Annotated in this window: 13 protein-coding genes; 10 read left to right on the top strand and 3 right to left on the bottom strand. The window is 72.2% G+C overall.

Annotated elements, in window-relative coordinates:
• The first annotated feature begins 87 nt into the window (after positions 1 to 87).
• Positions 88 to 447 carry a YciI family protein gene (locus ACQPZK_RS10445; RefSeq protein WP_433538100.1) on the top strand — a complete coding sequence of 120 codons (360 nt, stop codon included), beginning with the start codon at positions 88 to 90 and terminating at the stop codon, positions 445 to 447.
• A 5-nt stretch (positions 448 to 452) separates the two neighbouring features.
• On the opposite strand, the gene ACQPZK_RS10440 is transcribed toward ACQPZK_RS10445, so the two are convergent.
• Positions 453 to 821, bottom strand: coding sequence for a cytidine deaminase (locus ACQPZK_RS10440; RefSeq protein ID WP_433538099.1), 369 nt, complete (start codon positions 819 to 821; stop codon positions 453 to 455).
• 119 nt (positions 822 to 940) lie between these two features.
• Between ACQPZK_RS10440 and hrpA the strand changes: the two genes are divergently transcribed.
• Positions 941 to 4993 (top strand): ATP-dependent RNA helicase HrpA, encoded by a 4053-nt coding sequence (hrpA, locus tag ACQPZK_RS10435; RefSeq protein ID WP_433538098.1) that lies wholly within the window; start codon positions 941 to 943, stop codon positions 4991 to 4993.
• A gap of 52 nt (positions 4994 to 5045) precedes the next feature.
• On the opposite strand, the gene ACQPZK_RS10430 is transcribed toward hrpA, so the two are convergent.
• The gene (locus tag ACQPZK_RS10430; RefSeq protein ID WP_433538097.1) at positions 5046 to 5978 is read right to left on the bottom strand and encodes a LysR family transcriptional regulator; all 933 of its coding nucleotides are present in this window, start codon (positions 5976 to 5978) and stop codon (positions 5046 to 5048) included.
• 134 nt (positions 5979 to 6112) lie between these two features.
• Here ACQPZK_RS10430 and ACQPZK_RS10425 point away from each other — a divergent pair, with 134 nt between their 5' ends.
• The 7 genes from ACQPZK_RS10425 (at position 6113) to ACQPZK_RS10395 (ending at position 14649) form a co-directional block, all read left to right on the top strand.
• Positions 6113 to 6745 carry a succinate dehydrogenase cytochrome b subunit gene (locus ACQPZK_RS10425; RefSeq protein ID WP_433539167.1) on the top strand — a complete coding sequence of 211 codons (633 nt, stop codon included), beginning with the start codon at positions 6113 to 6115 and terminating at the stop codon, positions 6743 to 6745.
• Position 6746: 1 nt separating this feature from the next.
• Positions 6747 to 8684 carry a fumarate reductase/succinate dehydrogenase flavoprotein subunit gene (locus ACQPZK_RS10420; protein ID WP_433538096.1) on the top strand — a complete coding sequence of 646 codons (1938 nt, stop codon included), beginning with the start codon at positions 6747 to 6749 and terminating at the stop codon, positions 8682 to 8684.
• Positions 8681 to 9442, top strand: a complete 762-nt coding sequence (locus ACQPZK_RS10415; protein WP_433538095.1) for a succinate dehydrogenase/fumarate reductase iron-sulfur subunit — start codon at positions 8681 to 8683, stop codon at positions 9440 to 9442. The genes ACQPZK_RS10420 and ACQPZK_RS10415 overlap by 4 nt, the downstream gene beginning before the upstream one ends.
• A gap of 694 nt (positions 9443 to 10136) precedes the next feature.
• Complete coding sequence (locus ACQPZK_RS10410) at positions 10137 to 11321, top strand: zinc-dependent alcohol dehydrogenase (RefSeq protein ID WP_433538094.1); 1185 nt, start codon at positions 10137 to 10139, stop codon at positions 11319 to 11321.
• On the top strand, positions 11318 to 12280 hold the full coding sequence (locus ACQPZK_RS10405) for an SDR family NAD(P)-dependent oxidoreductase (RefSeq protein ID WP_433538093.1): 963 nt from the start codon (positions 11318 to 11320) through the stop codon (positions 12278 to 12280). Before ACQPZK_RS10410 ends, ACQPZK_RS10405 begins: the two co-directional genes overlap by 4 nt.
• A 108-nt stretch (positions 12281 to 12388) precedes the next feature.
• Positions 12389 to 13390, top strand: coding sequence for a serine hydrolase (locus ACQPZK_RS10400; protein WP_433538092.1), 1002 nt, complete (start codon positions 12389 to 12391; stop codon positions 13388 to 13390).
• Between the two features lie 161 nt (positions 13391 to 13551).
• Positions 13552 to 14649, top strand: a complete 1098-nt coding sequence (locus ACQPZK_RS10395; RefSeq protein WP_433539166.1) for an MBL fold metallo-hydrolase — start codon at positions 13552 to 13554, stop codon at positions 14647 to 14649.
• A 36-nt stretch (positions 14650 to 14685) separates the two neighbouring features.
• Here ACQPZK_RS10395 and ACQPZK_RS10390 read toward each other — a convergent pair whose 3' ends face one another.
• On the bottom strand, positions 14686 to 16197 hold the full coding sequence (locus ACQPZK_RS10390) for a deoxyguanosinetriphosphate triphosphohydrolase family protein (RefSeq protein WP_433538091.1): 1512 nt from the start codon (positions 16195 to 16197) through the stop codon (positions 14686 to 14688).
• Between the two features lie 121 nt (positions 16198 to 16318).
• Here ACQPZK_RS10390 and ACQPZK_RS10385 point away from each other — a divergent pair, with 121 nt between their 5' ends.
• The gene (locus tag ACQPZK_RS10385; RefSeq protein WP_433539165.1) at positions 16319 to 18799 is read left to right on the top strand and encodes a Tex family protein; all 2481 of its coding nucleotides are present in this window, start codon (positions 16319 to 16321) and stop codon (positions 18797 to 18799) included.
• Positions 18800 to 19068 lie beyond the last annotated feature (269 nt).

Below are 19068 nucleotides of genomic sequence, written 5' to 3'. Positions count from 1 at the left end.
GAGAATGAGTTTCGCGGACGGGGGCAAGTGGTGTGGAAGGCGGATAACACCCGTAAGAGGGACAGCAAGCGCCATAGGGTGTGGGGCATGCGATTCGACCAGCACACGGTCGTCGTCCTGACCCGACCGTCGGATCCGCCGGACCTGCCGCGGGAGGCGATCGACCGGCTACGCGACGCCCATCTGGCCCACCAGGCAGGGCTCGTGGAGCAGGGGCTGGTGCTCGCGGCCGGCCCGCTCCTGCACGCCGACGACGACCGGATGCGGGGCTTCGTCGTCTTCTCCATCGCCCCGGACGAGGTACGCGGGCTCTACGCCGACGACCCGGCCGTCCGCGCCGGCCTGCTCACCGCGCGGGTGGCGAGCTGGATGGTGCCCGAGGGCAACGTGCGGTACGAGGGCGTGCCGATCCCCACCTCGATGCTGGAGGCGGCGGCGGGCGACTGACGCGGTCAGCCGGGCAGGTCCGCGATCGCAAGCACGCGCAGGTCGTCCGGCTCGCCCACGATGACCCGTAGCGCCGGGAAGTACGCGCTCAGCACCGGACGGCACCTGTCGCACGGCCCGACGACCGTCCGGCCCCGGTCGGCGACCGACACGATCGTCTCCAGCTCGGTCACGCCCTGCGTGGCGGCGGTGCCGATCACCACCAGCTCCGCGCAGGTGTCCCCGCTGTCGTGCCGGACGTCCACCCCGGAGAACACCCGCCCGTCGGCGGTACGGGCGGCCGACGCGCCGGTGTGGTGGCCACTGCGGCACCGCAGTTTGGCGACCGCCGTGGCGGCCTGCACCAGCGCCCGATCGGTGTCCCGCAGCTCCATCCCGGCCCCCCAGCGCTCGACATCGGCCGCAACTGTAGACCGCCGTGAACGGGCCGGAGCACCCACGCGCGGTAACCCAGGGGCGGTCCGCCGCCGGGCTGCCTATCCTTGGGCACGACATGCAGAATCCAGCCTCCTCCGCCGCGACCGATCCCGTCCGCGACCTGCACCGCCGCCTCAGTCCCCTGATGTTCCGCGACCAGCGCCGGCTTCAGCGACGCCTGGACGGCGCCCGCAAGCTGCGCGACCCGCAGCGCCGGGAGGCGGCCCTGACCGAGATCACCGCCGAGCTGGCCCGGGCCGAGCAGCGGCTGGCCGCCCGGCGGGCCGCGGTACCGGTGATCACGTACCCGGCGGGGTTGCCGGTCAGCGAGCGCAAGGACGACATCGCCGCCGCCATCCGCGATCACCAGGTGGTGATCGTGGCCGGCGAGACCGGTTCGGGTAAGACGACCCAACTTCCCAAGATCTGTCTGGAGCTGGGGCGGGGCATCAACGGCCTGATCGGGCACACCCAGCCCCGGCGGCTGGCCGCCCGGACGGTGGCCGACCGGATCGCCGACGAGCTGGGCACCGAGCTGGGCGACGTGGTCGGATACAAGGTGCGCTTCACCGACCAGGTCAGCGAGCGCAGTCTGGTGAAGCTGATGACCGACGGCATCCTGCTGGCCGAGTTGCAGACCGACCGGATGCTGCGCCAGTACGACACGCTGATCATCGACGAGGCGCACGAGCGCAGCCTCAACATCGACTTCATCCTCGGGTACCTGCGGGAGCTGCTCCCCCGCCGGCCCGACCTCAAGGTGATCATCACCTCGGCGACGATCGAGACCGACCGGTTCGCCAAGCACTTCGCCGACGCCGAGGGCGAACCGGCGCCGGTGGTCGAGGTCTCCGGCCGCACCTACCCGGTCGAGGTCCGCTACCGGCCGCTGGTCCTCCTCGCCGAGGACGACGAGGACGGCGACGCCGACGAGGAGAACGTCCGCGACCAGATCCAGGCGATCGGCGACGCCGTCGAGGAGCTGGCCGCCGAGGGTCCGGGCGACATCCTGGTCTTCCTCAGCGGCGAACGGGAGATCCGCGACACCGCCGACGCGCTGGGCAAGCTGGTGCAGAAGAAGCGGTCGCTGCTGGGCACCGAGATCCTGCCGCTGTACGCGCGGCTCTCCGCCGCCGAGCAGCACCGGGTCTTCGCGGCGCACAGCTCGCGACGCGTGGTGCTCGCCACCAACGTCGCGGAGACCTCGCTGACCGTGCCCGGGATCAAGTACGTGGTGGACCCGGGCACCGCCCGGATCTCCCGCTACTCCAACCGGCTCAAGGTGCAGCGACTGCCCATCGAGCCGGTCTCGCAGGCGTCGGCCAACCAGCGCAAGGGCCGCTGCGGTCGTACGTCGGACGGTATCTGCATCCGCCTCTACGACGAGCAGGACTTCCTGTCCCGCCCCGAATTCACCGACCCGGAGATCCTGCGCACCAACCTGGCGTCGGTCATCCTCCAGATGACCGCGATCGGGCTGGGCGACCTGGCCGCGTTCCCGTTCATCGACCCGCCGGACAAGCGCAACATCACCGACGGCGTCAACCTCCTGCACGAGCTGGGCGCGCTGGACCCGACCGAGACCGATCCGGCCAAGCGGCTCACCACGCTGGGCCGGCGGCTGGCCCAGCTACCGGTCGACCCGCGCCTGGCCCGGATGGTCGTCGAGGGCGAACGCAACGGCTGCGCCACCGAGATCCTGGCGATCGCCGCCGCGCTCTCCATCCAGGACCCCCGCGAGCGCCCGGCGGAGAAACAGGCCCAGGCAGACCAGGCGCACGCGCGGTTCGCCGACTCCGAGTCGGACTTCGTCGCGTACCTGAACCTGTGGCGGTATCTGCGGGAGCAGCAGCGCGAGCTGTCCTCCAGCGCCTTCCGCCGGATGTGCAAGGCGGAGTACCTGAACTACCTGCGCATCCGCGAGTGGCAGGACATCGTCAGCCAGTTGCGCCAGGTGCTGCGTACCCCGGCCGAGGGCGACCGGCGCGGCGGGCGGCCGGCGCGCGAGGCCTCGGCCGAGGCGGACGCCGGCCGGGGCGCGGGCCGCCGGGGTGGCGCGGACCTGCCGGAGGAGATCGACACCCCGAAGGTCCACCAGTCGCTGCTGCCCGGCCTGCTGTCGCACATCGGGCTCAAGGACGCACAGAAACACGAGTACCTGGGGGCACGCGGCGCGAAGTTCGCGCTGTTCCCCGGCTCGGCGCTGTTCAGGAAGCCGCCGCGCTGGGTGATGGCGGCCGAGCTGGTGGAGACGTCCCGGCTGTGGGGGCGCATCGCCGGCCGGGTCGAGCCGGAGTGGGTCGAACCACTGGCGCAGCACCTGGTCAAGCGCAGCTACAGCGAGCCGCACTGGGAGAAGAAGCAGGCCGCGGTGATGGCCTACGAGAAGGTCACCCTCTACGGCATGCCGCTGGTCGCGTCGCGGAAGGTCAACTTCGGGCGGATCGACCCGGCACTGAGCCGGGAGCTGTTCATCCGGCACGCCCTCGTCGAGGGCGACTGGCAGACCCACCACCGGTTCTGGGCCGACAACAAGCGACTGCTGGGCGAGATCGAGGAGCTGGAGAGCCGGGCCCGCCGCCGGGACATCCTGGTCGACGACGAGACCATCTTCGGCTTCTACGACCAGCGGATCCCCGCCGACGTGGTCTCCGGCCGGCACTTCGACACCTGGTGGAAGAAGACCCGCCACGAGCGCCCCGACCTGCTGACCTTCACCCGCGACCTGCTGGTCAACGACGGCCGGGGCGGTGTCGACGAGAGCGACTACCCGGACGAGTGGCAGACCGAGGGGGTGACGCTGCCGCTGACCTACCGGTTCGAGCCGGGCACGGCGACCGACGGCGTCACCGTGGACATCCCGCTGCCGCTGCTCAACCAGGTGCCGGCGGAGAGCTTCGACTGGCAGGTGCCGGGGCTGCGCGAGGAGTTGGTGATCGCGCTCATCCGCTCGCTGCCCAAGGCGATCCGGCGCAACTTCGTGCCGGTGCCGGACTACGCGCGGGCCGCCCTCGCGGCGATCACCCCCGGGGAGACGTCGTTGCTGGACGCGTTGACGCGTGAGCTTCGGCGGATGACCGGGGTGACCGTGCCCCGCGACGCGTGGGAGCCGGACAAGCTGCCCGCGCACCTGCGGGTGACGTTCCGGGTGCTCGGCGACGACGACAAACCGGTCGCCGAGGGCAAGGACCTGCCGGCCCTGCAACGTCAACTGCGTCAGGAGGTACGCCAGGTCGTGGCGGCCGCCGCGCCGGAGGTGGCCCGCACCGGCCTGCGGGAGTGGAGCGTCGGCGCGCTGCCGCGAACCATCGAGCAGGTACGCGCCGGGTACGCCGTGACCGCGTACCCGGCCCTGGTCGACGAGGGCACGACGGTCGGGGTGAAGGTGTTCGACTCCCCCGCCGAGGCGGAGGCCGCACACTGGGCGGGCACCCGCCGACTGCTGCGCCTCACCGTGCCGTCCCCGGCGCGCTTCCTGCAGGGACGGCTGAGCAACGAGGCGAAACTGGCGCTGAGCCGCAACCCGCACGGCGGCGTGCAGGAGCTGATCGAGGACGCCGCCGGAGCGGCCATCGACCGGCTCATCGACGCCGCCGGTGGGCCGGCGTGGGACGCCGAGGGCTTCGCCGCCCTGCGCGACAAGGTCCGCGCCGACCTGGTCGACACCGTCGTCGAGGTGATGGACCGGGCCCGCAAGGTGCTCGCCGCCGCGTACGCCGTCGAGCAGCGGCTCGGCGCGACGCGCAACCTGGCCGTGGTGGCGGCGCTGGCCGACATCCGCAAGCAGCTCGCCGGGCTGGTGCACGCCGGCTTCATCACCGAGACCGGGTACGCGCGCCTGCCCGACCTGCTGCGCTACCTCACCGCCATCGAACGCCGGATGGACCGGCTGGGCGGCAATCCGCAGCGCGACCGCCAGCAGCAGGACCGGATCGCGGTGGTCCAGAAGGAGTACGACGACCTGCTCGCCGCCCTGCCGCCCGCGCGTCGGCAGGAGGCGGCCGTCCGGCAGATCCGCTGGATGATCGAGGAGTTGCGGGTGAACGTGTTCGCCCAGGCGCTCGGCACCCCGTACCCCGTCTCGGAGCAGCGGATCTACCGGGCGATGGACGACGCCGAGGGCCGCTGAGCCGGCCGGTCCGGCCGCTGCCGGCCTGGTCGCGGCGGCGCCCTCGGCCGGGTCAGCCCAGCGGCTCCACGCCCGGCGGCAGCTCGCTCCGGTCGATCGCGGACTGGACGTAGTCGAGCAGGATCCGCCGGAGTTCCCGGCCGGCGTGCGTCGGGACGACGTCGCGGCGACGGGCCACCGCGATGGTCCGCGTCACCCCGGGGGTCGCCAGCGGCGTGATGCGCACCCCGGGTCGGCGCGCCAGCACGATCCCGGGCACCAACGCGATGCCGAGTCCCGCCTCGACGAAGCTGAGGACGGCGTCCATCTCGCCGCCGTCCACCGCGAAGCGCGGTTCGAAGCCCGCCTCCCGACACGCCGCGATGGTGGCGTCCCGCAGGTCGTAGCCCTCCCGGAACATCACCATCGGCTGGTCGCGCAGGTCGGTGATCCGCAGCTCGCCCGTCGCCGAGGCGGTCGGCACCTCGCCCACCGAGGCCACCACCAGGCTCTCGCGCAGGATCGGATCGACACGCAGGCCCGGGTCGGCGCCCTGCGACGGCATGATGATCAGCGCCAGGTCCAGATCCCCGCGCAACAGGTCCCGGACGAGGTCCTGGGACCCGCTCTCCTCGACGCGCAGGTCGACGGTGGGGTGCGCGTCGCGGAACCGGCGCAGCACCGGCGGGGCGAGCGAGGTGGCCAGGCTCGGGGTCGCGCCCAGTCGTACGCGCCCTCGGCGCAGGCCGACCAGCTCCTGCACCTCCCGGGTCGCGGTCTCCACGTCGGCGAGGATCCGGGTCGCCAACGGCAGGAGCACCTCCCCCGCCGCGGTGAGGGCGATGTTGCCCCTTACCCGCTCGAACAGCGGGGCGCCGAGGTCGGTCTCGAGGGCGTGAATTTGCTTACTCAACGAGGGCTGGGTTATGCCGACGATGTCGGCGGCTTGGGTGAAATGTCGTACTTCGGCCACCGCGACGAAGTACCGGAGCTGATGGAGCTGCATCTACATAGCTTATGGCTATCAACGCTGCGAGTTCGATGCATTGGACGACTGATCAAAGTGCTCCTAGCGTCAGATCCGTGGTAATGACGAAAACTCGGTCGCCCATCCGCTCGAACGTCGGCCTCAAGGCCGTCATGGCGGTGACGGGCATCCTGCTGGTGCTGTTCCTGATCGCGCACATGCTCGGGAACCTGAAGGTGTTCACGGGGGAGACCTCGTTCGACCACTACGCGCACTGGCTGCGCGACATCGGCAAGCCACTGCTGCCCGGTGTCTGGTTCCTGTGGATCCTGCGCACCGTCCTCGTGGTGGCCGTCGTCGCCCACATCGTGGCCGCCACCGTGCTGGCGCTGCGCGCCCGCGCCGCCCGCCCGGTCAAGTACGCCCACCGCAAGAAGGTCCGGGGCAGCTACGCGGCCCGCACCATGCGCTGGGGTGGCGTGATCATCCTGCTGTTCGTGATCTACCACCTGCTGGACCTGACCACCGGCACGCTCAACCCGGTCGGCAACGAGCACAAGCCGTACGGCAACGTCGTCGCCGACTTCGCCCCGGCGCGCTGGTACGTCACGCTCTTCTACACCCTGGCGATCGTCACGCTCGGCTTCCACCTGCGCCACGGCGCCTTCAGCGCGTTCCGCAGCCTCGGCCAGCAGACGCCCCGGGGCGAGCGCCGGGCGCGCGCCGCCGCGCTGGTCTTCGCCGTGGTGCTCTGCGCCGGATACCTGGTGGTCCCGTTCGCCGTACTCACCGGATTGGTGTCCTGACATGGAACTCTTCACCGAGGGCGACCCGATCGCCGACACGAAGGCGCCCGCCGGCCCGGTCGAGAAGCGCTGGGAGACCCGACGCTTCGAAGCCAAGCTGGTCAACCCGGCCAACCGCCGCAAGATGACGGTGATCGTGGTCGGCACCGGCCTGGCCGGCGGCTCGGCCGCCGCGACGCTGGCCGAGCAGGGCTACCACGTCAAGTCCTACTGCTACCAGGACAGCCCGCGCCGGGCCCACTCGATTGCGGCGCAGGGCGGTATCAACGCCGCGAAGAACTACCGCAACGACGGCGACTCCGTCCACCGGCTGTTCTACGACACCGTCAAGGGCGGCGACTTCCGCTCCCGGGAGTCGAACGTGCACCGCCTGGCCGAGGTGTCGGTCAACATCATCGACCAGTGCGTCGCCCAGGGCGTGCCGTTCGCCCGTGAGTACGGCGGCCTCCTGGACACCCGCTCCTTCGGCGGCGCGCAGGTGCAGCGCACCTTCTACGCCCGGGGCCAGACGGGCCAGCAGCTGCTGCTCGGCGCGTACCAGGCGCTCGAGCGGCAGATCGGCCTCGGCAACGTGGAGATGAACGCCCGGCACGAGATGCTGGAGCTGGTCGTCGTCGACGGCAAGGCCCGGGGCATCGTCGTCCGGGACTTGGTCACCGGCGAGATCAGCACCGAGATGGCGGACGCTGTCGTGCTCGCCTCCGGCGGCTACGGCAACGTCTTCTACCTGTCCACCAACGCCAAGGGCTGCAACGTCACCGCCACCTGGCGGGCGCACCGCAAGGGCGCGTACTTCGCCAACCCCTGCTACACGCAGATCCACCCGACCTGCATCCCGGTCTCCGGCGACCACCAGTCGAAGCTGACCCTGATGAGCGAGTCGCTGCGCAACGACGGTCGGGTCTGGGTACCGAAGACCAAGGGCGACGACCGCAGCCCGAAGGACATTCCCGAGGACGAGCGGGACTACTACCTCGAGCGCATCTACCCGTCCTTCGGCAACCTGGTCCCCCGCGACATCGCCTCCCGCGCCGCCAAGAACGTGTGCGACGAGGGCCGGGGCGTCGGTCCGACCAAGCTCGGCGTCTACCTCGACTTCGCCGACGCCATCGACCGGCTGGGCCGCAAGGCCATCGAGGCCAAGTACGGCAACCTCTTCGAGATGTACGAGCGCATCACCGGCGAGGACCCGTACGAGGTGCCGATGCGCATCTACCCCGCCGTGCACTACACGATGGGCGGGCTGTGGGTCGACTACGACCTCCAGTCCAGCATCCCCGGCCTGTTCGTGATCGGCGAGGCGAACTTCTCCGACCACGGCGCGAACCGGCTGGGCGCCTCGGCGCTGATGCAGGGCCTCGCCGACGGCTACTTCGTGCTGCCCACCACCATCGCCAACTACCTGGCCTCCGGCGGGCTGGAGAAGGTCGACGCCAGCCACCCGGCGGCGGTCGAGGCGCGCACCGACGTCGAGGATCGGATCCAGCGGCTGCTGGCGGTCAACGGCGACCGGACCGTGGACTCGTTCCACCGGGAGCTGGGCCAGATCATGTGGGAACACTGCGGCATGGAGCGCAGCGAGGCCGGACTGCGCAAGGCGATCGGCGAGATCCGCGACCTGCGCGAGCAGTTCTGGCAGCGGGTCAAGGTGTCCGGCACCGGCGAGGAGCTGAACCAGTCGCTGGAGAAGGCCGGCCGGGTGGCCGACTTCTTCGAGCTGGCCGAGCTGATGTGCATCGACGCCCTGCACCGCGAGGAGTCCTGCGGCGGTCACTTCCGGGCCGAGCACCAGACCCCCGACGGGGAGGCGCAGCGCGACGACGACCGGTTCGCGTACGTCGCGGCCTGGGAGTTCACCGCCACCGGTGAGCCCTCGGTGCTGCACAAGGAAGACCTGAAGTTCGAATACGTCCACCCCACGCAGCGGAGCTACAAGTGAACCTGACCCTGCGCATCTGGCGCCAGAAGGGCCCCGAGGACAAGGGTCGGATGGTGACCTACCCGGTCGACGACGTGTCCCCGGACATGTCGTTCCTGGAGATGCTCGACGTGCTCAACGAGCGGCTGATCCTCTCCGGCGAGGACCCGGTGGCGTTCGACCACGACTGTCGCGAGGGCATCTGCGGCATGTGCGGCCTCATGATCAACGGTGACGCGCACGGGCCGCAGCGCGGCACCACGGCCTGCCAGCTGCACATGCGGCAGTTCAAGGACGGCGACACGATCGACATCGAGCCGTGGCGGGCCAGCGCCTTCCCGGTCGTCAAGGACCTGGTGGTCAACCGGAGCGCCTTTGACAGGATCATCGCCGCCGGTGGCTACATCACCGCGCCGACCGGCAGCGCGCCCGAGGCCCACTCCACCCCGGTGGCCAAGGCCAACGCGGACGCCGCCTTCGAGTCGGCGGCCTGCATCGGCTGCGGCGCGTGCGTGGCGGCCTGCCCGAACGGCTCCGGCATGCTCTTCACCGCCGCCAAGCTCACCCAGCTCTCGCTGCTGCCGCAGGGCCAGCCGGAGCGCTACACCCGGGTGATCGGCATGGTGGACGCGCACGACGAGGCCGGCTTCGGCGGCTGCACCAACGCCGGCGAGTGCACCCCGGCCTGCCCGAAGGGCATTCCGCTGAACACCATCGGCCGGCTCAACCGCGACTACCTGTCGGCCACCACCAAGGGCGGCAACACGCCCGGCTCCTGACCCTTTCGGCCCAGGCAACCCCCTGACCGCCGCGCCCGGATCGTCGGGCGCGGCGGTCCGGCGTCAGGGGCACCCAGCGAACGCAACGACCGTCCTGGCCCGACACCGTCCGGCCTGGCCCGACCGGACCTGGCCCGACCGGACCTGCCTGGCCTGGCCTGGCCTGGGCGCAAGATCGACTCCGTTCCGCCGATGTGGCGGTGTCCGAGCGCTCGGACACCGCCACATCGACGGAACGGAGTCGATCATGCCGTCGCGCCCCTCGGCGTGCGTGCCGACGCGGTGCAGCGCCGTGGACAGGAGGGGCAACGCTCGCGACCCTCGTCGCTTCTCGGGGCCCTGCACGCGGCAGCAGGACAAGACCGACTCGGTATCCAGGAAGTCGGCCAGTCCGGGCGCCCACGACACGCCGACTTCCTGGAACCCGAGTCGGTCAAGGCACCAGGAACGGTCGCTCCAGCCTCACCGACGAACGGCGACCAGCCTGGGCTGGGGGCGACCGTGCCCGGCGCAGGGATCAAGCCTGACCGCCCGGAGCCGGGCACGGTCGCCCCCAGCCCCAACCGCAACCACCGACAAGCCGGGCACGGTCGCCCCCCAGCCCCAACCGCAACCACCGACAAGGCCGGAGCGCCGGTTCAACTCCCCCTCCCCGGGTAGCAGTCAGGGTAGGACCGAGGGAGGGCAGCGGGACATGAAGGCGTTGACCTGGCAGGGCAAGCGGGACGTACGGGTCGAGGAGGTGCCCGACCCTCGGATCGAGGAGCCGACCGACGCGATCGTCAAGATCACATCGACGGCGATCTGCGGGTCGGACCTGCACCTGTACGAGGTGCTGGGGCCGTACCTGAAGCCCGGGGACATCCTGGGACACGAGCCGATGGGGATCGTCGAGGAGGTCGGCCCGGAGGTGACCGGACTGAAGCCCGGCGACCGGGTGGTGGTGCCGTTCAACATCTCCTGCGGCGACTGTTGGATGTGTCGACGCCAGCTCTACGCCCAGTGCGAGACCACCCAGGTGACCAGCGAGGGCAAGGGCGCGGCGCTGTTCGGCTACACGTCCCTCTACGGGTCGGTGCCCGGCGGCCAGGCCGAGTACCTACGTGTTCCGCAGGCCCACTTCGGGCCGATCAAGATCCCGCAGACCGGCGCGGACGAGCGCTATCTCTACCTCTCCGACATCCTGCCCACCGCCTGGCAGGCGGTGAAGTACGCGGACACCCCGCCCGGCGGCACCCTGGCCGTCTTCGGGTTGGGCCCGGTCGGCCAGTTCTGCGCCCGCATCGGCCGCCATCTCGGCGCCGGGCGGGTGATCGGGCTGGACCTGGTGCCCGAGCGGCTGGAGCTGGCGCGCCGGCACGGCATCGAGGTGCTCGACGTACGCGAGTTGTCCGACGTGCCGGGCGCGCTGATCGACCTGGTCGACGGGCGTGGTCCGGACGCCGTCATCGACGCCGTCGGCATGGAGGCGCACGGCTCGCCGGTCGGCAAGCTCGCCCACGCGGCCGTCGGGCTGCTGCCGGACAAGCTGGCCCAGTCGATGACCGACCGGGCCGGCGTCGACCGGTTGAGCGTCCTGCACGCCGCGCTCAAGGCGGTCCGTCGCGGCGGCACCGTCTCGCTCTCCGGCGTGTACGGCGGCGAGGCCGACCCGATGCCGATGATGGAGATGTTCGACCGGGGCGTCCAACTGCGGATGGGGCAGTGCCACGTGCGCCGCTGGGTCGACGAGATCATGCCGCTGCTCTCCGGCGACGACGACCCGCTGGGGGTGGAGGATCTGCGTACCCACCGGCTGCCGCTGAACGACGCGCCGCGCGCGTACGAGATGTTCCAGAAGAAGGAGGACGGCTGCATCAAGGTGGTCCTGAGTCCATGAGTCGGGTCGTGGTGGTCGTGGGCGCGACCAGCGGGATCGGCCGGGCGACGGCCCGGGCGTTCGCCGAGCGCGGCGACCGCCTGGTGCTCGCGGCCCGCGCGCCGCAGACCCTCGCCGAGGTGCGCGCGGAGTGCGCGGACGTCGAGGCCCTGACCGTGGCGACCGACGTCACCGAGGCGGGGGCGCTGGAGTCGTTGGCGCTGGCGGCGATCGAGCGGTTCGGTCGCATCGACGTCTGGGTGCACACCGCGGCGGTGATGGCCTACGGGCGTTTCGACGAGCTGCCGGAGCGGGTGTTCGACCAGGTGGTGCGCACGGACCTGCTGGCCGCCGCCGGCGCGGCGCGGGTGGCGCTGCGGCACTTCCGGGCGACCGGAGCCGGCACCCTGATCCTCACCGGTTCGGTGCTCGGGCACATCACCGCCCCCTACATGAGCGCGTACGTGGCCAGCAAGTGGGGTTTGCAGGGGCTGGCCCGAACGATCCAGCAGGAGCTGCGGGACAGCCCGGGAATTCGGCTGTGCCTGGTCAACCCGGGCAGTGTGGACACACCGGTCTACCAGCAGGCGGCCAACTATCTCGGTCGTGTCGGGCGTCCGCCACCGCCGGTCGCCGGGCCGCAGCGGGTGGCCCGGGCGATCGTCGACTGTGTGGACCATCCGCGCCGGGAGGTGTCGGTGGGGCGGCTGAACGTGCTGCTGCGGGCGGGCTTCACGGCGCTGCCCGGCGTCTACGACGTCCTCGTCGGCCCGTTGATGCGGCTCGCGGGCCTCAGCGGACGACCGGTCGAGGCGCACGACGGCTCGGTCTTCGCGCCGAACCCGGCCGGCGAGGCGGTCCGTGGCGGCCACCTGCCCGACCTGCGGCAACTCGGCCGAGTGGTGTCCGGGCCGGCCGCGCAGCTCCGCGACGCGGCGAGCGGCGCGATCGGCGCCGCGCTGCGCCGACGGCCCGGGTGAGAATGTTCGGGACTGTTCGGAACCTTTTCCGGGGGCATCATGAATAGATCAACTCGCCTAGCGTGGGGGGCCGGCAGGCGCTTCGGCGCCCCACGACGGGAGAGACGATTGACCATCCGACTGAACCGCAGGACCGCCCTCGGACTGGGCACGGTGGCCACCGCCGGCACGGTGCTCGCCGCGGCCACTCCGGCCAGCGCCGCCGAGGCGGCACCGACCACCCCCGCGCAGGCGGCCCGGCGGGTCGCCACCGTCTTCGGCCGCCACAGCGTCGAGGCCGGCGGGAACTGGCAGGCGTACGTCAGCGTGGCCGACCCGGCGGGCGCGCCGGTGGTCGCGGTGGCGGCGGAGGCCGACCGGCGGATCGAGGCGTACAGCGTCAACAAGATCGCGGTCGCCACGGCCGTGTTGGACAAGGTCGACCGTGGACTGCTGACGCTGGACCAGCGGGTCGAGGTGACCGCGGCGATCGTGGTGCCGGGTGGTGACGGCATCTTCAGCCTGGACGGCGCGTACCCGAGCAGCGTGACGCTGGGGCACGTGCTGGCGAACCTGCTGACCGTCTCGGACGACACCGCCGTACGGCTGTGCGGGCTGGTCGCGCCCGCCGCCGAGATCAACGCGATCCTGGTCGCCAAGGGCTTCCCGAACACCCAGGTCGAGCCGGTCGCCAACCCGAACCGGTTCTTCCTCGGCACGAGCACCCCGCGGGAGACCCACGACCTGCTGCGCGCCCTGGTCGCCGGCACGCTGCTCTCGCCGGCCTCGACGGCGCACCTGCTCGGGCTGCTGCGCTCCCCGGTGGCCTTCACCGACGGCATCCGTCGCACCATGTCCTCCGACGAGCGGGCCCGCATCGCCACCAAGGCCGGCTGGTTCGCCGACGCCCGGCACGAGGCCGGGGTGATCTTCGACCGGTCCGGCGCCGCGGTGCTGACCTACGCGCTCTTCGCCGACGGGCAGGCCGACCCGGACAACTTCGGCGCGACCCATCCGGCGGTGCAGGCGCGGGCCGCCATGGGTCCGAAGTTCCTCGCCGCGGTGGACCGCCTCGGGGGCACGGGCGCCACGTACCGGACGGCCGCCCAGCGGCCCAGCAACGGCGGCTGACTCCGCTTCCGGGCCGGTCGTCGGGGAACGACCGGCCCGGTGCGGGCGACCGCCGGGGCGGGAAGCTCGCGGGGGAACTACCGTGTAGTGCGGGACACGGCGGAGGGACGGCGATGACGCCAACGGCACGCGCGGACGGGCAGGGGTCGCTCGGGCGACGGATGTGGGCGACGGGGGGACTGGCCGCGCTGGCCGGCCTGGCCTGGATGGCACGGGATGTGCCGGCGGCGCTGGGCGGCCGGCTCGCCGGGGCCCGGGCCGAGCGGGCGGCCCGCTCGCCGCAGTTCCGCGACGGCACGTTCCACAACCAGGCCGACGTCCGCACGATGGTCGCCACCGAACCAGGTCGTAACCTGGTCCGGGAACTGATCTTCGGCAAGCAGAAGCGTCGCCCCGGCGCGCCCGTGCCGCTGCTGCGGCCTGGCACGTCGCCGGCGGCCGACACCGCCGACGAGCTGAACATCGTCTGGTACGGCCACGCCTCGGCGTTGATCGAGATCGAGGGCCGGCGGGTCCTGCTCGACCCGGTGTGGAGTGACCGCTGCTCGCCGTCCGGCGCGGTCGGCCCGCGTCGGCTGCACGAGCCGCCGGTACGCCTGGACGAGCTGCCCCCGCTCGACGCCATCCTGATCTCCCACGACCACTACGACCACCTGGACATGCCCACCGTGCGGGCGCTGGTCGCCGGGCAGTCGGCGCCGTTCGTGGTGCCGCTCGGCGTGGGCGCCCACCTGGATCGCTGGGGGGTGCCCGCCGAGCGGATCATCGAGCTGGACTGGTCCGAGTCGCACCGGGTCGACGGGTTGGAGATCACCGCCACCGCGGCCCAGCACTTCTCCGGTCGCGGGCTGCGCCGCGACGGCACGCTCTGGAGTTCCTGGGTGGTCGCCGGGGCGCGGCGCAAGGTCTTCTACACCGGTGACTCCGGCTACTTCGCCGGGTACGCGGCGATCGGCGCCGAACACGGTCCGTTCGACGTGACGCTGATGCAGATCGGCGCGTACGACCGGGCCTGGCCGACGATCCACATGTTCCCCGAGGAGGCGGTCGACGCCCACCTCGACCTGCGCGGCGGGCTGTTCATCCCGGTGCACTGGGCGACGTTCAACCTGGCCCTGCACGACTGGTCGGAGCCGGTGAACCGGCTGTGGGCCGAGGCGAAGGCCCGCGACGTGCGACTCGCCGTGCCCCGACCGGGTGAGCGGGTGGTGGTCGACGACCCGCCGGCCGTCGACGGATGGTGGCAGTCCGTCGCCTGAGCAGTCTGCGGCCCGACCCGGCTCACCGGAGCCGGGTCAGAGCACGAAGGCGTCGGTCCAGAGCGCGCCGGAGCGACCGGAGAGCGCGTCCAGCATGGCGACCGCCTGGCCGTCGGTGAGCTGCGCGACGAAGTCCACGATGGCGCGTCCCCGGGCCCGGCCGATCCGGTGCGGTGTACGCGGGTGCAGCTCGGCCTCGGCCAGCTCGACCAGGTCGTGCAGCCGGCGGGGCAGGCGGGACTCCTCCTCCGGGTCGAGCAGCCACTCCCACAGCGCCTCCACCAGGGTGCCCAGCAGCCGGGCCTGACCACGCTGGTGCAGGGCCAGGTCGGGGCGGGCCAGCACGAACCGGTGGTGGACGAACTTGAGCACCTGCACCTCGTGCCACTGCGCGCAGCCGAGCAGCACGTACCCGGAGCGCACCGACGGCTGGTCGGTCACGGTGATGGCCTCGACGAAGCGCGTGGACCAGCGGGCGGAGAACCGCGCCACGTACTGCTCCGCCTCGATCGAGCCGTCGAACGGCATCGCGAGGAGCCCGTCCACCAACTCCTCGCGGACGTGCTCGACGGCGGCGGCGAACGCGTCGTCGTCGGCGACCCAGGCGTCCTTGCGGTGCAGTTGCCGGCGCAGCCGTTCGATGGCCGCGCCGGGTCGTCGGGCCGAGGTGGCCAGTGCCGCGTCGGTGATCGCCCGGAAGTGCCCGCTCTCGCGCTGCCAGGCCATCAGCTCGGCGGACACCGCGCCCTGCTGGAGCACCCCGACGCGGTAGAAGTCCTCCACGTCGTGGATGGCGTACGCGATGTCGTCGGCGGTGTCCATCACGGACGCCTCGACGGTCTGCTGCCAGTCCGGGATGCGGCCGACGAACGGCTCGCGGGCCTGCCGCAGGTCGTCCAGCTCGGTCCGGTACGCCCCGAACTTCAACGAGCCGCTCTCCGGGTCGTCCGGTGGCGGGGTGGCGCCACGGGGTGGCGGTTCCAGCAGTCGCGGGTGGGGGTCGGGGTAGTCCAGCCGCGTCCACGGGTACTTCAGCATCGCCGCACGGACCGCGGCGGTCAGGTCCAACCCGGTGGTGGCCGCGCCCCGGATCTCGGTGCTCGTGACGATCCGGTACGACTGCGCGTTGCCCTCGAAACCGTCGGCGAGGCCGAGACGCTGGCGGGCCAGCCGGTCGAGCACCCGCTCCCCCAGGTGGCCGAACGGCGGGTGGCCGAGGTCGTGCGCGAGCGCGGCGGCCTCCACCACGTCCGGGTCACAGCCGCCGAGCTTGTCCAGCAGGTCACGCCACCTGTCGTCGGCCGTCAACCGCTCGGCGATGGCCCGGGCCACCTGGGCGACCTTGAGGCTGTGGGTGAGGCGGTTGTGCACCAGCAGGCCGGAGCCGACCGGGCTGATCACCTGGGTGACCCCACCGAGCCGGGCGAAGAACGGCGAGCCGACGATCCGGTCCCGGTCGGCGCGGAACGGGTTGGCCGTCAGGTCGCCGAGGGCCCGGGCGCTGCCGCCGAAGAGCCGCCGGGCGCGCGGCTCCGCAGGTGATTCCATGATCGCCACGCTAGCGCAGGCCCGGTGGGGCCGGTCGAGGGATCGGCCCGGCACGGGCTCGGTGGGCGCGACGCCGCGGCCCGGCCGGGCGCGGCGACGGCTGTCGGGGCCGCCCGGCAGAATGCAGGCGTACCCGCTCTTTGAGGGCGGATCGAGTCGAAGGCGGATCGAGATCGTGACCCAGTCTGTTCATCAGCGGATCGCCGACGAGCTCGGCGTGGCCGAGCGTCAGGTGCGGGCGGCCGTGGAGCTGCTCGACGGCGGCGCCACCGTGCCGTTCATCGCCCGCTACCGCAAGGAGGCCACCGGCCTGCTCGACGACACCCAGCTGCGCACCCTGGAGGAGCGCCTGCGCTACCTGCGGGAGCTGGACGAGCGGCGGGCGGCCGTACTGGAGTCGATCCGCGGCCAGGGCAAGCTGGACGAGGCCCTGGAAGCGCAGATCATGGCCGCCGACTCGAAGTCGCGGCTGGAGGACATCTACCTGCCGTACAAGCCGAAGCGGCGGACCCGGGCGCAGATCGCCCGCGAGGCCGGCCTCGCGCCGCTGGCCGAGACGCTGCTGGCCGACCCCACCCAGGACCCTCGGGCGACGGCCGCCGGATACGTCGACGCGGACAAGGGTGTCGCCGACGCCGCCGCCGCGCTGGAGGGCGCGCGGGCGATCCTCATCGAGACCTTCGCCGAGGACGCCGACCTCATCGGCACGCTGCGCGAGCAGATGTGGTCGCGGGGCCGGCTGGCCTCCCGGGTACGCGACGGACAGGAGACGGCCGGCGCGAAGTTCGCCGACTACTTCGACTTCTCCGAGCCGTACCCGAAGCTGCCCTCGCACCGCATCCTGGCCATGTTCCGGGGCGAGAAGGAGGGCGTGCTCGACCTGACCATGGAGCCCGAGGAGGCCGGCGAGGCCGACGCCGTCCCGACCGGCCCGAGCAGGTACGAGGCGATGATCGCCGGCCGTTTCGGGGTGTCCGACGCGGGTCGCCCGGCCGACCGGTGGCTGAGCGACACGGTCCGCTGGGCGTGGCGTACCCGCATCCTCATCCACCTGGGCGCGGACCTGCGGATGCGGCTGTGGCAGGCGGCCGAGGAGGAGGCCGTCCGGGTCTTCGCCACCAACCTGCGCGACCTGCTGCTCGCGGCCCCGGCGGGCACGCGGCCGACGATGGGCCTGGACCCGGGCCTGCGGACCGGGGTCAAGGTGGCCGTGGTCGACGCCACCGGCAAGGTGGTCGCCACCGACACCATCTACCCGCACGAGCCGCGCCGGCAGTGGGACGCCTCGGTGGAGACCCTCGCCCGGCTGGCCGGGGCGCACGGCGTGGAGCTGGTGGCGATCGGCAACGGCACCGCCTCGCGCGAGACCGACAAGCTGGCCGCTGACCTGATCAAGCGGTACCCGCAGCTCAACCTGACCAAGGTGATGGTCTCCGAGGCCGGCGCGTCGGTCTACTCCGCCTCCGCGTACGCCTCGCAGGAGCTGCCCGGGATGGACGTGTCGCTGCGCGGCGCGGTCTCCATCGCCCGCCGTCTCCAGGATCCGCTCGCCGAGCTGGTCAAGATCGATCCGCGCTCGATCGGTGTCGGCCAGTACCAGCACGACCTGTCCGAGGTGAAGCTCTCCCGGTCGCTGGACGCCGTCGTGGAGGACTGCGTCAACGCGGTCGGGGTGGACGTCAACACCGCCTCCGCGCCGCTGCTGACCCGGGTCTCCGGGATCGGGGCCGGGCTGGCCGAGAACATCGTGCTGCACCGGGACGCCAACGGGCCGTTCCGGTCGCGTACCGAGCTGAAGAAGGTGGCCCGGCTCGGGCCGAAGGCGTTCGAGCAGTGCGCCGGCTTCCTGCGGATCCCCGACGGGGACGACCCGCTGGACTCCTCCAGCGTGCACCCCGAGGCGTACCCGGTGGTGCGGCGCATCCTCGCCAGCACCGGGCAGGACCTGCGCGCGGTGATCGGCAGGAGCGCCATCCTGCGCGGGCTGCGGGCCACCGACTTCGTCGACGACCGGTTCGGCCTGCCCACCGTCACCGACATCCTCGCCGAGCTGGAGAAGCCGGGCCGGGACCCTCGGCCGGAGTTCCGTACCGCCACCTTTGTCGAGGGCGTCGAGAAGATCGGCGACCTGACGCCGGGCATGGTGCTGGAGGGCGTGGTCACCAACGTGGCCGCGTTCGGCGCGTTCGTCGACGTCGGGGTCCACCAGGACGGCCTGGTCCACGTCTCGGCGATGTCCCGGACGTTCGTGAAGGACCCCCGCGAGGTGGTGAAGTCCGGCGACGTGGTCAAGGTCCGGGTGCTCGACGTGGACGTACCCCGCAAGCGGATCTCGCTGACCCTGCGCCTGGACGACGAGACCCCGGCCGCCGGTGGTGGTCGGACGAGCCAGGAGGGGCGCGGCGGCCCGGCGCAGCGCGGACCCCAGGGAGGTCGCGGCGGCCAGGGCGGTCGCGGCGGGTCCGGCGGCGGCCAGGGCGGCTCCGGGGGACGCGGCGGTCAGGGCCGCCGCGGCGCCCAGCAGCAGGGCCGGGGCGGCGCTGCCGCGGCACCCGCCAACGACGCGATGGCCGACGCCCTCCGCCGCGCCGGCCTGGCCTGATCGGCCCTTCGGTCTCAGCCCTTCCGATCCCCCGAACCCCCGCTCCCGGCTCCGCAGCCGGGACGGGCCCGGGGGGGCGGGTCCGGGTCTGGGCCGCCGCTGGCCGGGGCCGAGCCGGGACGGGCCAGGCCGGAGTCCGAGGCCTTCGGCCGCCGTCTAGGTACTGGCCCCTTTGGAGCTGATGCGACGAACGAATCACGCGACCCGCAGTTTTGATGTCGCCAACGATTCAGCTCCAAAGGACGGCCCTACCGCACCCGGCCCGCAGG

It is taken from the genome of Micromonospora sp. CA-249363, assembly GCF_050950185.1.
Lineage (GTDB): Bacteria > Actinomycetota > Actinomycetes > Mycobacteriales > Micromonosporaceae > Micromonospora.
The sequence above is the reverse complement of the archived record's forward strand: the minus strand, read 5'-3'. Positions and strand labels throughout refer to the sequence as shown.